This is a genomic window from Ruegeria sp. CDSA236, assembly GCF_059611285.1.
The window spans coordinates 55,070-69,675 of the sequence record NZ_JBXWPG010000017.1 but is presented as its reverse complement, the minus strand read 5'-3'; the positions used below and the strand labels follow the sequence as shown (position 1 = coordinate 69,675).

15 protein-coding genes and 1 riboswitch are annotated in these 14,606 nt (G+C 57.2%); of the genes, 2 read left to right on the top strand and 13 right to left on the bottom strand.

The genetic code is table 11. The features are described from left to right. Window positions 1-150: 150 nt before the first annotated feature. The 11 genes from AC2FLB_RS19975 to miaB form a co-directional block, all read right to left on the bottom strand. The gene (locus AC2FLB_RS19975) at window positions 151-666 is read right to left on the bottom strand and encodes a hypothetical protein (RefSeq protein WP_271951586.1); all 516 of its coding nucleotides are present in this window, start codon (window positions 664-666) and stop codon (window positions 151-153) included. Window positions 667-767: 101 nt separating this feature from the next. Then, window positions 768-1,385, bottom strand: a complete 618-nt coding sequence (locus tag AC2FLB_RS19970; RefSeq protein ID WP_496709931.1) for a (d)CMP kinase — start codon at window positions 1,383-1,385, stop codon at window positions 768-770. 5 nt (window positions 1,386-1,390) lie between these two features. After that, entirely contained in the window at window positions 1,391-2,743 is a 1,353-nt protein-coding gene (gene aroA, locus AC2FLB_RS19965) for a 3-phosphoshikimate 1-carboxyvinyltransferase (protein ID WP_496709930.1), read from the bottom strand. A gap of 69 nt (window positions 2,744-2,812) precedes the next feature. Next, entirely contained in the window at window positions 2,813-3,523 is a 711-nt protein-coding gene (gene trmB / locus AC2FLB_RS19960) for a tRNA (guanine(46)-N(7))-methyltransferase TrmB (protein WP_496678946.1), read from the bottom strand. 129 nt (window positions 3,524-3,652) lie between these two features. Then, window positions 3,653-4,834 carry a methionine adenosyltransferase gene (metK, locus tag AC2FLB_RS19955; RefSeq protein ID WP_496707665.1) on the bottom strand — a complete coding sequence of 394 codons (1,182 nt, stop codon included), beginning with the start codon at window positions 4,832-4,834 and terminating at the stop codon, window positions 3,653-3,655. Window positions 4,835-4,839: 5 nt separating this feature from the next. After that, a riboswitch (SAM-SAH riboswitch) is annotated at window positions 4,840-4,888 on the bottom strand. A gap of 42 nt (window positions 4,889-4,930) precedes the next feature. Continuing rightward, the gene (gene lnt / locus AC2FLB_RS19950) at window positions 4,931-6,427 is read right to left on the bottom strand and encodes an apolipoprotein N-acyltransferase (protein WP_496692947.1); all 1,497 of its coding nucleotides are present in this window, start codon (window positions 6,425-6,427) and stop codon (window positions 4,931-4,933) included. Beyond that, complete coding sequence (locus AC2FLB_RS19945) at window positions 6,424-7,311, bottom strand: hemolysin family protein (protein WP_142639432.1); 888 nt, start codon at window positions 7,309-7,311, stop codon at window positions 6,424-6,426. Before AC2FLB_RS19945 ends, lnt begins: the two co-directional genes overlap by 4 nt. 35 nt (window positions 7,312-7,346) lie before the next feature. Beyond that, a complete protein-coding gene (gene ybeY / locus AC2FLB_RS19940; RefSeq protein ID WP_496709929.1) occupies window positions 7,347-7,841 on the bottom strand; it encodes an rRNA maturation RNase YbeY in 495 nt (164 codons plus the stop codon). A 39-nt stretch (window positions 7,842-7,880) separates the two neighbouring features. Next, complete coding sequence (locus AC2FLB_RS19935; RefSeq protein ID WP_142639428.1) at window positions 7,881-8,903, bottom strand: PhoH family protein; 1,023 nt, start codon at window positions 8,901-8,903, stop codon at window positions 7,881-7,883. Between the two features lie 142 nt (window positions 8,904-9,045). Next, window positions 9,046-9,810 (bottom strand): outer membrane protein, encoded by a 765-nt coding sequence (locus AC2FLB_RS19930; RefSeq protein WP_496692945.1) that lies wholly within the window; start codon window positions 9,808-9,810, stop codon window positions 9,046-9,048. A gap of 182 nt (window positions 9,811-9,992) precedes the next feature. Continuing rightward, on the bottom strand, window positions 9,993-11,312 hold the full coding sequence (gene miaB, locus AC2FLB_RS19925; RefSeq protein WP_496692944.1) for a tRNA (N6-isopentenyl adenosine(37)-C2)-methylthiotransferase MiaB: 1,320 nt from the start codon (window positions 11,310-11,312) through the stop codon (window positions 9,993-9,995). A 121-nt stretch (window positions 11,313-11,433) separates the two neighbouring features. Between miaB and AC2FLB_RS19920 the strand changes: the two genes are divergently transcribed. Next, window positions 11,434-12,297 (top strand): glycosyltransferase family protein, encoded by an 864-nt coding sequence (locus AC2FLB_RS19920; protein WP_496707715.1) that lies wholly within the window; start codon window positions 11,434-11,436, stop codon window positions 12,295-12,297. Between the two features lie 5 nt (window positions 12,298-12,302). Here AC2FLB_RS19920 and AC2FLB_RS19915 read toward each other — a convergent pair whose 3' ends face one another. Next, a complete protein-coding gene (locus AC2FLB_RS19915; RefSeq protein WP_271951572.1) occupies window positions 12,303-13,100 on the bottom strand; it encodes a phytanoyl-CoA dioxygenase family protein in 798 nt (265 codons plus the stop codon). Window positions 13,101-13,186: 86 nt separating this feature from the next. Here AC2FLB_RS19915 and AC2FLB_RS19910 point away from each other — a divergent pair, with 86 nt between their 5' ends. Continuing rightward, window positions 13,187-14,077, top strand: coding sequence for a LysR family transcriptional regulator (locus AC2FLB_RS19910; protein ID WP_271951570.1), 891 nt, complete (start codon window positions 13,187-13,189; stop codon window positions 14,075-14,077). Between the two features lie 2 nt (window positions 14,078-14,079). Here AC2FLB_RS19910 and irrA read toward each other — a convergent pair whose 3' ends face one another. Further along, window positions 14,080-14,496, bottom strand: coding sequence for an iron response transcriptional regulator IrrA (gene irrA / locus AC2FLB_RS19905; RefSeq protein WP_142639421.1), 417 nt, complete (start codon window positions 14,494-14,496; stop codon window positions 14,080-14,082). Window positions 14,497-14,606: the final 110 nt, after the last annotated feature.

Below are 14,606 nucleotides of genomic sequence, written 5' to 3'. Positions count from 1 at the left end.
CTTTCCTGCATCCAGCTAGGCACTATGACGGCCGAACCTGCATACATATCGGGTCATCAGACCCGGCAACACAGGCCGCTCGCCACTGCGCGACTTTCTTTAGGATGGTGGATGCTGCGAGAAAGGAAATGCGCAAGTACCGGCCCTGCGTCAGATATCCTCGCCTTTTTTCAGAAGCTCTTCGATCAGAGCGCGCTGAAGATCATTGCTATCGCCGCCGCCAAATTCCGCAACTCCGCTGGAATACAAGGTGCCGTAGGTGTTGGCGATGTTCACCGTCTGGGCCAGCCCCGAGATCAACTGATCCCTTTCTAGCCGCGACAAGGGGTGGATGAACGCAGCCCACAAGGTGCCATTGGCAATCGCATATCGCGCATCCAGGGTACTGTCGAAATTCGCCTGCATCATCCGTTGCATGTCCTGAGCACTCAGATCTTCGACACTTTGGATCGACACCATGGCCCGCATCCGGTCCGCATTGACGTCAGTAATCACCAGAACGGGAACCTCCGCGATGGTAAGCTGAAAGCCTGGCCCAAGAGGCTCTGTCTCGGGGTCAAGCGCAAACAATATCTTGCCCAAACGCTCGTAGGTCATTGGCGGTTCTGCCTCTTGCGCTGAAAGCGCACTGGCGAGAAAGGTAAAAATCAAAATCAGGCGGAACATCGATTACCTCCGGCAGATGTCGATACAAAGGTAATCGACGCCTCGGGCACTGGCCAAACAAAGCTTAGTGAACAAAGTTGTGTTTGCTCTGGCAAACGGCCCTAGGGCAGAACTGGTTCGATGACCTCAATCGCGCGGGCGAGAGCTGCGTCAATGCTCAGGTCCGAGGTATCCAGTATGACCGCATCCTCAGCTGGCTTCATAGGTGCCGTGCTGCGTTCGGCATCCCGAGCGTCCCGCTCACGCACATCGGCCAACACCTGTGCGCGTGTAACCTCATGGCCCTTGGCGTCCAGTTCCAGAAACCGTCTCTCAGCGCGCACTTCGGCGCTGGCGGTGACAAACAGTTTAACCTCGGCCCGCGGGCAAATAACGGTTCCGATGTCACGACCGTCCAACACTGCACCGCCCGCGCGGCGCGCAAAGGCGCGCTGAAAATCGACCAATGCAGCCCGCACCTCGGGGATAACTGCAACTTTCGAGGCCGCTTGCGCGATTTCAGCCGTGCGCAGATCACCCTGATCCAGGTCCTCGGCAGTCAGCGTTTGCGCGGCACTAACCGGGTCGGCACCTTCCAGCGTTCTGCGGCCAACCGCACGGTAAAGCAGGCCGGTATCGAGATGCGCAAACCCGAAATGGGCGGCAACGGCATTGGAAATCGTGCCCTTCCCCGCTGCTGCCGGGCCATCGATTGCTATGGTGAAACTGGCAACTGCCATCGCATTTACCGGTTGTTTCGCTGCAGCCGCGCACCAAGGCCAGCCATCAACGGTTCGAAGATCGGGAAAGACGTTGCGATCGGGCCGCCATCGTCGACTCCGACCGGATTTTTCGCCCCCATACCCATAACCATAAAGGACATCGCGATCCGGTGATCCAGAAAGCTCTCACAGGTGCCGCCGCCGGGAAGATTGCCAATTCCCAAACCATCCACAGACCACCAATCATCGCCCTCATCGACGGTGACGCCATTAACGCGCAGGCCGCGGGCCATCGCATCAATACGGTCGCTTTCCTTGACGCGCAGCTCTTTCACGCCGCCCATCATCGTGGTGCCAGTGGCATTTGCCGCGACCACAGACAGAACAGGGTATTCGTCAATCATCGACGCCGCCCGTTCCGGAGGAACCGAGATTCCCTTCATATCGGGCGAATAACGCGCGCGCAGATCCGCAACCGGTTCGCCGCCCTCTTCACGTTCATTCTCATAAGTCAGATCAGCACCCATCTCACGCAGAGTGGTAAACAGACCCGCGCGGGTCGGGTTCAGACCGATGCCCGGAACCAGAACGTCAGACCCGGGCGTGATCAGCGCCGCACAGACCGGGAAGGCCGCGCTCGAGGGATCGCGGGGGACCGCGATGACCTGCGGTTTCAACTCGGGTCGCCCGGTCAGGGTGATAACGCGCCCCTCATCGGTATCCTCGACCGTGATTTCGGCCCCAAAGCCTGCCAGCATCCGCTCGGAATGGTCGCGGGTCGCTTCGGCCTCAATCACCACGGTTTTGCCCGGAGCATTCAGCCCCGCCAGCAAAACGGCAGATTTCACCTGCGCGGAGGGAACGGGAACCACGTACCGTACCGGAACAGGCTCTGCCGCGCCCACAATCGTCATCGGCAGGCGCCCACCGGAGCGGCCCACCGATTGCGTGCCAAACAGCGCCAAAGGATCGGTCACCCGCGCCATAGGGCGCTTGTTCAGGCTGGCATCGCCAGTGAATGTCGCCGAAATCGGACAGGTCGCCATCGCGCCCATGATCAACCGAACGCCGGTGCCCGAGTTGCCACAGTCGATGACCTGATCAGGTTCGGCAAAACCGCCGACGCCCACACCATGGACCGACCATTCGCCGCCTCCGTGATCCGTCACCTCAGCCCCAAATGCACGCATCGCCTTTGCGGTGTCCAGAACGTCCTCACCCTCCAACAGACCGGTGATCCGGGTTTCACCCACGGCCATCGCGCCCAGGATCAGCGATCGGTGCGAGATCGACTTGTCACCAGGCACCTCGGCCGTTCCGGTCAGCGGACCGCAAGGGTGCGAGGTCATCGGGATGGGCGTGCCGTGTCCGGACATGGGGGCTCCTGTTTTCGCTATCAGTTCCCAAGCCGATTAGCGAATTGGGGCCGCTTGGTCCAGCCGCAATCAGTCGTTGCGGCGGAAGGTCAGGTAATGCGGTGTCCGCCCTTCGCGCAGGGCCTTCTGCTCATAGCGCGTGGAAATCCAGTCTTCCCAGGGCTCGCGCCAATCGGTGGGGCGTTCCGCCAACCATTCGAAACCAGCGCCCGGCACCTCTTCCAACGTTTGGCGGACATAGTCGGGAATATCTGTTGCAACGCGAAAGATCGCGCCCGGTTTCAACGACCGCGCCAACGGCTCCAGATGCTCTGGGGTCACGAACCGACGGCGGTGATGCCGGGTTTTGGGCCAGGGATCGGGGTACAGAAGAAAGGCGCGTGATATGCTGGCTTCGGGCAAGACATCAAAAAGATCGCGCGCATCGCCGGGATGCACCGCCAGATTCTCGACCCCAGCCTTGCGAATCTTGCCCAACAACATGGCAACACCGTTGATATAGGGTTCAGCCCCAATGATGCCGATATCCGGATTGCTGGCCGCCTGATGCACCAGATGCTCGCCGCCGCCAAAGCCGATCTCAAGCCAGACATCCTTGCCACCGAACAGTTCCTTCAGATCCAGCGGATTGCGTTCAGGATTGCTCTCCCAGTCCACAGCACCCGGAGACAGCGCATCGAGGTCTTCGCTCAGATACGTCTTTTGGCTTTGCTTCAGGGTCTTGCCTTTGAACCGGCCATAAAAGTTTCTGCGGGGGCGTTGGGGGGTCTGGGTGCTCATGGCGGTGCCCATACTGCGGGGACGGCTCAGAGGCAAGGGGCGGCGGCAGAGCAGAATAGCCGCCGCCTCTCATACAATTCCCAAGAAATAGGCGCGCCCGCAAGGGCGCACCTATTGATAACAGTCAGATCAAACCGCCGCTTTCAACGCGTCTGCTAGATCTGTGCGCTCCCAGCTGAAACCTCCATCCGCTTCCGGCTGGCGGCCAAAATGGCCATAGGCTGCTGTGCGCTGATAGATCGGCTTGTTCAGCTCCAGATGCTGACGGATGCCGCGTGGGGTCAGGTCCATCACCTGGCCGACGGCTTTTTCAATCCGATCATCCGCGATCTGCCCCGTGCCATGCGTGTCCGCATAGATCGACAGAGGCCGGGAAACGCCAATGGCATAGCTCAGCTGGATCGTGCAACGCTCGGCCATTCCCGCGGCTACGACATTCTTGGCCAGATAGCGCGCGGCATAAGCCGCCGAACGGTCCACCTTGGTCGGGTCTTTACCCGAAAACGCTCCGCCACCATGAGGCGCTGCACCACCATAAGTGTCCACGATGATCTTACGACCGGTCAGACCCGCATCTCCGTCCGGACCGCCAATGACGAACTTGCCGGTTGGGTTGACGTGCCAATCGGTCTGATCGGTCAGCCAACCCTCGGGCAGAGTTTCGGTGATATACGGCTCAACAATGGCACGAATATCGGCCGAGCTCAGCGTCTCATCCAGATGCTGGGTCGACAGAACGATCGAGCTGACGCCAACCGGCTTGCCATCCTGGTAGATCACTGACAGCTGCGATTTCGCATCCGGGCCCAGCGCAGGCTCGGTCCCGTTCTTGCGCGCCTCGGCCAGACGGCGAAGGATTGCATGGGAATACTGGATCGGCGCAGGCATAAGCGCGGGTGTCTCGGTGGTGGCATAGCCGAACATGATGCCCTGATCACCAGCACCTTCGTCCTTGTCACCCGACGCATCTACGCCCTGCGCAATATGTGCAGATTGCTCATGCAGCAGGTTCGTAACTTCTACCGTCTCGTGGTGGAACTTATCCTGCTCATAGCCGATATCCTTGATACAGGCGCGGGCGATCTCGTCGATGCGGCCCATATAGTCATGCAGCTTGTCCTGATCAGACAGCCCCACTTCGCCGCCGATCACGACGCGATCCGTTGTCGCAAAGGTCTCGCACGCAACGCGTGCCTCGGGTTCTTCGTTCAGAAATGCGTCAAGTACAGCATCGGAAATACGGTCACAAACCTTATCCGGATGCCCTTCGGAAACGGATTCCGAAGTAAAGGTATAGTTCTGTCGGGACATACAAGTGCTCCATTAAGATTACCCCGTCACGCCAGGAAGCCGTTGTGATGGGCACAAGAGGGGATAAGCCCCCCGAAACTGAGGGTCAATGCGAAATCATAGGTTTCGCCGCCGCAGCCCATACCATAACAGGCTAAACAGCACCAATAACACGGCAAAGACAGGATTATCCCCCATTCGGGAATAAGCCGTCGGAGAATGAGGCGCCGGAAGTCCGGCATCAATATAGCCCGCCTGCCCAAGCGGCAGGGCCTCGGTGATCCGGCCCAGCGGGTCAATCATGGCGGAGACGCCGGTATTGGCCGAACGCATCATGGGCAGCCCCTGCTCGATGGCGCGCATCTGTGCCTGAGCCAGGTGCTGATACGGTCCCGAGCGCGTTCCGAACCACGCATCATTGGTGATTTGCAGAAGGAAATCAGCGCGCCCCGGCGCGGATAGGACATCCTGGGTAAACACAGCTTCGTAGCAGATCAACGGCAGCGCTTTACCCAATGGGCCTGCATCCAGCAGCGCCGCCCCCGACCCGGCGCTGAACCCATGTCCGGTGGTTGCAGCCATGCCATAGATCCCGAACCGCGCCATCACGTCGCCAAACGGAACATATTCGCCAAAAGGCGCCAGATGATGTTTGTCGTACAGCCCCTGCTGAGCCCCATCCACATCAAGGTAGATCATCGAGTTGTAGATACGCGGCCCGTCGCCTCGTTGAATTCCCAGAACAACCGGCGTGCCTTGCGCCGCCTCGGCGATGGCATCCAGATACGGCTGCGCGCTTCCCAGCCAGGCGGGAACCGAGGTTTCAGGCCAAACGATCAGGTCAGGCTGTGGTTCGGCGGCAGTAAACTCGATCTGACGTGCGAAGAACAGAGGTGCAAACTCTGGATCCCATTTCTGATGTTGCAACGCATTGGGCTGAACCAAGCGAACGATATGTCCCGTTTCGACCACAGCGGGCCGCGTCCCTGCATAGCCCAAAGCCAATGCGACCGATGCCACACTGATGCCCAAGGGCACGAATACTCTGGAACGCAGCGCCAAAGCCGCCCCTAGTGGCAGTGTCGCCACCAAGGTCAGCGCCCCAAGCCCGTAAGGCCCAAAAAGTGACAGTAGCTGCGCAATAGGGGTCTCGACCCAGACCTGCGCCAGCCCGGCCCAGGGGAACCCGGTCAGAACATAACCCCGGGCACATTCCGCCAACGAGATTGCCAAGGCGAGAAACAACGCCTGTGAAACCCCGCGCGCGCCGGGCCTGCGAGCAACCCAGAATGCCAGCGCCCAGAACAGCGCCAAACCACCAGCCATGAAGACCAAAGCAAACGGAGCCATCCAAGCGTGACGATCGGCGTCCACCAGAAACGGCTCGACAATCCAGCTGAGTGCATGGGCGAAATACCCGGTCCCAAACGCCCAACCGATCCACGCCGCACGCGCACGTGTCTCGGTGCTCTGAAATATCGGTGCGACCAACACCAACGCCAATACAGTAGCCACCCAATACCCAAAGGGAGCCAGTCCAAATGCAGCCAGCCCTCCCAACAAACCAGAAAGGACAAATCTAAGCCAAATGGGCCAAGCCCGTATCAGGTTCATGCAACGATATCCGGCAGCATGACACGCAGCCGTTTGATGCGCCGCGGATCCGCATCAATCACCTCAAATTCAGGCCCTTCCGGATGCAGAACAACCTCTCCTCGTGCCGGAACCCGCCCGGACAACATGAAGACCAACCCGCCAAGCGTGTCGATCTCTTCTTCATCGACATCCTCGTGGCTGGTCAGGGATCGCCCGATCTCGGCTTCGAAGTCTTCAAGGGGTATCCGCGCCTGCACCACATAACATCCAGGTTTTTCCTGAACCCAAAGTTGGCTTTCATCCGCGTCATGTTCATCCGCGATCTCACCAACAACCTGTTCGATCAGGTCTTCGATCGTCAGCAACCCGTCGACACCACCATATTCGTCGATCACCAATGCCATGTGGCGGCGCTCGGTTTGCATTTTGGTCATCAGCACACCGATCGGCATCGAAGGCGGCACGAACAGCAATGTCCGCAACATCGACACCAGATCAAACTCAGTCGAGCCGCCGTTGAACCCGTGCGTCAACGCGAAATCTTTCAGGTGGATAAAGCCCAAAGGCGTATCCAGCGTTCCTTCATATACAGGTATCCTGGACAGACCGCTTTCCCGGAAAACCTGGGCCAGCTCATCTTTGGATATCGTCGACGGTACTGACACGATCTCGACCGTGGGAATCGCCACATCCTCGACCCGCATCCGGCGCAGGTTAATCATGCCGCGAGGTTGAGCCGGATCGACCTCTTGCCCATTGACCTCAGAAGCCGAGTCTTCACTCTGCGTTGAGAACGCATCCACTATTCGAGAGAAAAGTCCTGGTCTCTCAGTGACATTTTCGTTGCCGTCCTTCGGTTGCGCGCCCTGCGCCGCCATAGAACTGCCGTCTGTTTCGCCCATTTTCCCATTCCAAATGATAAGCCGAAAGGCCCGCTTTAAGCATTATATGGGTCATCAATACCCAGTTTGCCAAGTATCTCCACCTCAACACCCTCCATCAGCGTGGCGTCGAGATCACGAATGTGATCATAACCCAGCAAATGCAACACGCCGTGAACGATCAGATGTGTGACATGATCATCCATGTTTTTCCCTGCCTCTGCCGCCTCGCGAGCACAAGTATCATAAGAAATCGCAATATCGCCCAGAGCAATTTCCCCTGAGAAATCGGGTTCAGGGAGTATCGGAGTCTGCCCGGCGGAGTCCGCAGCCAAATCTTCGGCTGGCCAGCTAAGCACATTGGTGGGTGACGCCTTTTCGCGGAATTCCGTGTTCAACTGGGCGATCCGTGCATCGTCGCATCCCAGCAGGCTAACCTCACACAGGTCCGCATCAAGATCGCAATGATCCAAAACCGCCCTTGTGGCGCGCTCTGCCAAAAATTCGAGCCCGTCCCAGCGCGGGTCTTCAACCGATAGTTCCAGGTTCATGCCACCATGTCCAAAATCCCGATACCGGGACCCAGAAGATCAACCCGTTTCACGGCCCGTATCGGCCTCATACGCTTCGATGATCGCGGCGACAAGTGGGTGCCGGACAACATCCTTGGAGGTGAAATAGTTGAAGCTGATATTTGGTATCGTGCTCAACAGCCGTTCTGCATCCGCCAATCCCGACTGAACCCCGCGCGGCAGGTCAACCTGTGACCGGTCGCCTGTTATGACCATGCGGCTGCCTTCGCCCAAACGGGTCAGGAACATTTTCATCTGCATGGTCGTGGCGTTCTGCGCCTCATCCAGCACAACGAAGGCGTTCGCGAGCGTACGGCCACGCATGAACGCCAGAGGTGCAATCTCGATGCGCTTTTCCTCGATCAGCTTGGCCAGTTGTTTCCCGGGCAAAAAATCATTCAGCGCATCATAGAGCGGCTGCATATAGGGATCGACCTTGTCCTTCATGTCGCCAGGTAGATATCCCAGCTTTTCGCCCGCTTCGACGGCGGGACGACTGAGGATGATGCGGTCGACATGCCCGCCGATAAACATCGATACGCCAACGGCCACGGCCAGATAGGTCTTACCTGTGCCCGCCGGACCTATGCCAAAGGCCAGCTCATTGTTGAACAAGGACTGAACATAGACCTTCTGGGCGTCAGTACGCGGCTCGACCAGCTTTTTGCGGGTTTTGATCTCAACCGAACCACCCTTGAACATCTCAAGCTGATCGCCATCCCGGCTGCCGGTTCCTGTTTCCGACCCGCCCATGCGAAGTTCGCGGTCTACATCCGCCGCTTCTACGTCACGACCACCTTCCAGGCGGGTATACAGCGCTTGCAGAACTTCGATCGCCTGTTTTTGGGATTCGTCGTCACCCATGACAACCAGTTGGTTGCCACGGCGCACGATCTGCACGGTCAGCTTCTGTTCGATTTCGGTCAGGTTGCGGTCATATTCGCCGCAAAGATCTATCAATAACCGATTGTCTGGAAATTCAACAAACGCTTCCCGCTGGGGCGTTTCATTTTGCGGTGGGTTCAGGGCACCAATGGCCAATCCGCTCTCCTGTCTGGGCGTTTCACCCCAAGCGTAGACAACATTTCTTGGTGGGCGCAAGCCAGAGATTCAAATTTTCCGTACAGAATGGTAAAACCGCCGATCAAGTTGGAGGCACCGCGAACGTTCCATACAGGCAAACCTAGAACTGATAGTTCAGGCCAAACCGCAAACCACGGTAACGGGGCGTCGATTTGGTCGTAAACCCGTTGTCAAATTCGACGGTTTCAGAATCGAACCGGACGTATTCATATTCCCCAGTGATCGACCAGTTCTCATTCAATTTGTGCTCGGCGCCAATGCTGGCCGAGAACCCTTTTCGACTGTCTTTATCCTGAAAGGACTGGGTTGTTGCCCCGGATGTAATCGAACTGGTCGTGGTTATATCGCCATGCACGTAACCAACGGAAATAAAGTATAACACTCTGCCACTTGGGTTTGTCAGACCGTTCCGAAAGCGAATTGAGATGACATCCGAAATCTCTGAACCGCCATTGACGACCGAGGTTCCGATCTGCGTCGACACTTCATCGTCCAGAGATCCGAAATCATAGCCCAACTCGACCCCATAGACGTAGTCACGCCCGCCTTTTGCGGGCAGAAGACCGCGCCAACCGCCCCGAATACCACCGTAACTGCCGGTGAGGTCCAATTCGCCGACAGCAAACGTATCTGTAGGCGTCGTCAGGCCAAAGCGGTCCGAGCCGCTGGTCGAATAGCCGGCTGTCAAGCCCAGATAGAAGGCGCTGACATCGCTGCCATAACGTGCTGACGATATTACCGGCGGTTCAGATAAATCCGGATCCAGATTCCCTGCGGCAGCGGAATTGAATACCAGAAACAACGCGGCCATTGCGGGAAGGGCAACCCTGATATTAGGCCCTGCACTAAATCTCAAAAGTTTCACTCGCACCCTCCGTCATCCCGATCCGACACCAGGATCAGCACTGATATGCCGTTTCAGGAGGCGTTAGCCTAGGCCCCGAAAAAACCTGACTTTTCTCGGAACATAATTCCAAGTGATAAATCAAGGGTAAATCTTGGAAACAAATACCAGCGATGGTATCCGCATCACAGATAAAGGACGGGTCAGAGCAACTGCCCCGCCAGAGAATTCGCACCTGATCCGGTGATCAAAACGTCCCGCAACGCACCAATCTCCACATCCGCGTCAGAGACGTGAACCGAATGAAGATATTCAGATTTTCCCACCATCTGTCCCGGCAACCGGCCGGTTTTTTCGAACAGAACGCGGACTTTGCGTCCAACCATGGCATCCTGAATTTCGCGCTGATGACGCGTGATCAATCCCTGCAGCCGCTGTAGGCGGTCATCCGCCACCCCAGGATCAACCTGAGACCGCTCGGCTGCGGGCGTTCCTGGGCGCGTCGAATACTTGAACGAATAGGCATAGCCGTATTTGACCTGCTCGACCAAATCCATGGTGGCCTGAAAATCTTCGTCGGTTTCTTCAGGGAACCCAACGATGAAATCACCAGACATGACAATATCCGGACGCGCAGCGCGGATACGCTCGATCAGACGCAAATAGCTCTCGGCTGTGTGACTGCGGTTCATTCGCTTCAGAATGCGATCCGAACCCGACTGGACCGGTAAATGAAGATAGGGCATCAGTTTTTCGCAGGTGCCGTGCGCCTCGATCAGGTCGTCGGCCATGTCATTCGGGTGCGACGTGGTAAAGCGGATGCGCTCTAGCCCGTCAACCTTGTTCAACTCCCAGATCAGTCCCGCCAGCGTCATGTCGCCGTTCGGTCCAGCACCGTGATAGGCGTTGACGTTCTGACCCAGCAGAGTGATCTCACGCACGCCACGTTCGACCAAATCCTGTGCCTCGCGGATAATACGGTCCACCGGACGGCTGACTTCGGCGCCTCGGGTATAGGGCACGACACAAAAGGCACAGAATTTATCGCAGCCTTCCTGAACGGTCAGAAAAGCGGTGGGGCCACGTTTGGCTTTGGGACGATTCTTGAGCTTTTCGAACTTGTCTTCTTCGGGGAAATCCGTGTCCAGTGCCTTGGCACCATCGCGCGTCTTGGCTTCCATCTCAGGCAGACGGTGATAGCTTTGCGGGCCCACCACCAGATCGACCAGGGGCTGACGGCGCATGATTTCTTCGCCCTCGGCCTGCGCGACGCAGCCCGCGACCCCGATCTTGAGATCGGGTTTTTCGGCTTTCAACCCTTTGAAACGCCCCAGCTCGGAATAGACCTTTTCGGCGGCTTTTTCGCGGATGTGGCAGGTGTTCAGCAGAATCATATCCGCGTCATCCGGGCTCTGGGTTTCGACATAGCCCTGCCCGCCCAGGGTCTCGGCCATACGCTCGCTGTCATAGACGTTCATCTGGCAACCATAGGTCTTGATGTACAGCTTTTTGGGTTCTGACATGGGGTTGGGCCTTTGCGTTCGCGCGATCGGCGTCATCTATACCCAACGAACGCCGCTTGCAATGCCAGCGCGATTACCCGATTTTGGCCGAAAACTCCAGTTGGACGGGGCCGGACAGGCAATGCAGTACGACAGTCTCACTTCTTTCCTTCAATCCGGCAAGGCCGCGTTGGCCAAAGGTCCGGTTGCGATGATCTTCGCCGAAGACGATGTCGAGATCGACGGCACCATCCGGCACCATCTGAACCTTGGCTTCAAGTCACTGATCGTGTTTATGCCCGAAGCCTTTACGCTGGATCCTGAACTGACCGAGCGTATCCACAGAGTGACACTGACCTGCGCACCGAGAACCGTCGTCTTTGACACGGTTAATCAGGTCATCCGGGCCGCTCCTGACCTTTGGATGTATTACTGCTATAACGCTGAATACCTGTTCTTCCCCTTCTGCGAAACGCGCACCATCGGCGAGTTACTGGCCTTTCACACCGAAGAACGCCGAAACGCCATGCTAACCCACGTGATTGACCTGTATGCTGATGACTTGGGCGCGTTTCCAAATGGGGTTGCCCCAGACCAAGCCATGCTGGACAGCACCGGGTATTACGCACATGCCCGACACAATGCCGAAGGACACCCGCTGGAAAGACAGCTGGACATATCCGGCGGTTTGCGCTGGCGGTTCGAAGATCACATCCCCTATGAACGCCGCCGTATCGACAGAATCGGGCTGTTCAAATCGCGAAATGATCTGTTGTTACTGCCTGACCACACGTTCAATGAGCCCGAGTACAACACCTATTCCTGCCCATGGCACCACAATCTGACGGCGGCGATCTGTTCCTTCCGCGCAGCCAAGGCGCTCAAAAGCAACGCGGGGTCGACCTTCGACATCCCCAGCTTCCGCTGGCGCAACTCAGCTCGGTTCCAGTGGTCATCCCAGCAGCTGCTGGAACTGGGGCTCATCGAATCGGGGCAGTGGTTCTAGGCAGTTCAGCGTCGCAGCAGAACCGGGAACCAATCTTCCCGCAAACGCTGCCCGGGCTGCATGTCGTGGCCCGGAAACGGAGGCGAAGTGCGCCCCGGACGTTCCACATATCGCGCATCCTCCCCAACCAACCGCAAGGAAAAAGCACGGCGGCGGCTGTCAGACTGGTTTCCACGCGCGCCATGCAGCGTACGGTAGTTGAAGGCAACCGCGTCACCGGGTTCCATTTCGAATTCAACCACCCTCATACCTTCGGCATCGGGGTCGGGAATGGGGATGTACTGGCCTTCATCCGCGAAAAACCCTTCTTCCGAGACCCAACGCGTGGGCAGAACCTCTTTCTCCCATCTATGTGAACCTGCCACACAACGAAGGGTGGCCTGTGTCACCGGGTCCAATGGCGACCAGAAACTGATCGTCTGACTGCCCTCGACGAAATAGTATGGCCCATCCTGGTGCCACGGCGTTGCCATCGACGTGCCTGGTTCTTTCACCAGAACATGGTCATGGAACATTTGTACGGTTTGCGACTGCATCAGATCCGCTGCGACCTCGGCTGCCGGTGAATTGTGGATCACGTTCTGGAACTGTTCGATACGCGACCAGTTGCAGTAATCATCAAAGAACAGACCGGTTTCGCCCTGTTTTTGGTTGTCCGACGCATATGGTCCGGGTTCAGCCATATTGGCCGCGATGCCGTCACGCAGCGTATCCACGTAGTCGGCGAACAAACCTTTGATCAGAACCACGCCGTCCTGTTGGTATGTGTCAATCATCTCTTGCGTAACCAGGGGGTGAGCCATCTGTGCCTCCGTTCGAATTTAACCTGAATTTGCTCATGAAATTTTCATCTATTCAAATAATATCTTTGAAATGTATAGTTAACCTTATGTTATACGTTACCCTACGCCAATATGAATATGTCTGCGCCATCGGACGGCATGGCAGCCTGTCTGCTGCAGCGTTGCATCTAAATGTTTCGCAGCCAGCTCTGTCGAATGCGCTAACCCGGGTCGAAGACCAGTTGGGCTATCCGCTGTTTATCCGAAAGCGCGGAGCGGCCATGGCGCTGACACCGCAGGGACGCAGCTTTATTGAAAACGCCGAGGCCCTGCTGACACGTGCCGCACGTTTGGAAAATTCTGGAACAGACGGGACCGCAACCACGCGCCTGCGTCTGGGCTGTTTCGACGACCTCGCGCCTTTCCTGCTGGCAAAAGCTCTGCATAGCCTGCGACAGAACATGCCCGAAGTTGATATCACATATCGCGTAGACGAATTTCAGGGCCTGATTTCCGGCCTCGTCAATGGTGAGATCGACCTTGCCTTGACTTATGGTCTGACACTGGATGCGGCCTTTTCCACGACCACCTTGTTCACCAATCGACCAATCGCGGTTATGACAAAAGGCCACCCCTTGGCCAATCGGGCGCAGGTATCATTACAGGATGTCGTGGCCTACCCCCTGATCCTATCGAACGAGGGACTATCTGCGCAGCATTTCCTGAGTCTCTTCCGTCAACTTGGGCAGAACCCCAATGTCGCACATCGGGCCGCGTCGCCCGAGATCCAACGCAGCCTCGCGGCGCATGGCGAAGGCGTTGCCATCAGCTATGCCAACATTCCTGCCAAGACCAGCTATGACGGGATGCCGTTGGTCAGCATACCTGTGTCAGATGAAATCGCAGCAGAACCCGTTGTTGTGGCACGGCATGGAACAGGCCCTATGGATCCGCATAGCGAAAAGGCACAGCACATCCTGACCGGACTGATGACGTAAGTTTACTTTTTACGCAGACGGATCACAACGTCGACTGACGCGATCTCAACCCCTTCAGGCGCGTCGGGCAGTCGCTGGATGACCAGCTGTTCGGACGGAGCATCGCTGAGCCGGCCCTCATCTTCCCAATAGAAATGCGGATGATCATGCGTGTTGGTGTCGAAATAGCTTTTCGATCCGTCAACGGTAATTTCTTGCAGAACCCCGGCATCGCAAAAGGCGCGCAACGTGTTGTAAACCGTCGCCAGAGAAACAGCATCTCCGTTCTGTTTGGCCGATTCAAACAGGCTTTCGGCGGTGACGTGGCGATGGCGGCCATCACCGACCAGCAGCTCTGCCAATGCTACGCGCTGACGCGTCGGACGCAATCCGGCGTGAACCAACCAACCTGTGGCTATGCTCTGGCAATCTGCTGTCATCAGTCCAATACCAATTTGTTGCTGTGGTATATATAAGTGCTGTAGTCAGGTAATTTCAAATGAATTTCATTCGCAGAGAATAATGTAAACACAACATGATGTAGGTCACT

What these genes read in the sequence shown, in the direction of transcription:
- AC2FLB_RS19975 (WP_271951586.1), bottom strand. Translation starts at nt 666, where the DNA reads ATGTTCCGCCTGATTTTGATTTTTACCTTTCTCGCCAGTGCGCTTTCA.
- AC2FLB_RS19970 (WP_496709931.1), bottom strand. Translation starts at nt 1,385, where the DNA reads ATGGCAGTTGCCAGTTTCACCATAGCAATCGATGGCCCGGCAGCAGCG.
- aroA (WP_496709930.1), bottom strand. Translation starts at nt 2,743, where the DNA reads ATGTCCGGACACGGCACGCCCATCCCGATGACCTCGCACCCTTGCGGT.
- trmB (WP_496678946.1), bottom strand. Translation starts at nt 3,523, where the DNA reads ATGAGCACCCAGACCCCCCAACGCCCCCGCAGAAACTTTTATGGCCGG.
- metK (WP_496707665.1), bottom strand. Translation starts at nt 4,834, where the DNA reads ATGTCCCGACAGAACTATACCTTTACTTCGGAATCCGTTTCCGAAGGG.
- lnt (WP_496692947.1), bottom strand. Translation starts at nt 6,427, where the DNA reads ATGAACCTGATACGGGCTTGGCCCATTTGGCTTAGATTTGTCCTTTCT.
- AC2FLB_RS19945 (WP_142639432.1), bottom strand. Translation starts at nt 7,311, where the DNA reads ATGGGCGAAACAGACGGCAGTTCTATGGCGGCGCAGGGCGCGCAACCG.
- ybeY (WP_496709929.1), bottom strand. Translation starts at nt 7,841, where the DNA reads ATGAACCTGGAACTATCGGTTGAAGACCCGCGCTGGGACGGGCTCGAA.
- miaB (WP_496692944.1), bottom strand. Translation starts at nt 11,312, where the DNA reads ATGTCAGAACCCAAAAAGCTGTACATCAAGACCTATGGTTGCCAGATG.
- AC2FLB_RS19920 (WP_496707715.1), top strand. Translation starts at nt 11,434, where the DNA reads ATGCAGTACGACAGTCTCACTTCTTTCCTTCAATCCGGCAAGGCCGCG.
- AC2FLB_RS19915 (WP_271951572.1), bottom strand. Translation starts at nt 13,100, where the DNA reads ATGGCTCACCCCCTGGTTACGCAAGAGATGATTGACACATACCAACAG.
- AC2FLB_RS19910 (WP_271951570.1), top strand. Translation starts at nt 13,187, where the DNA reads ATGTTATACGTTACCCTACGCCAATATGAATATGTCTGCGCCATCGGA.
- irrA (WP_142639421.1), bottom strand. Translation starts at nt 14,496, where the DNA reads ATGACAGCAGATTGCCAGAGCATAGCCACAGGTTGGTTGGTTCACGCC.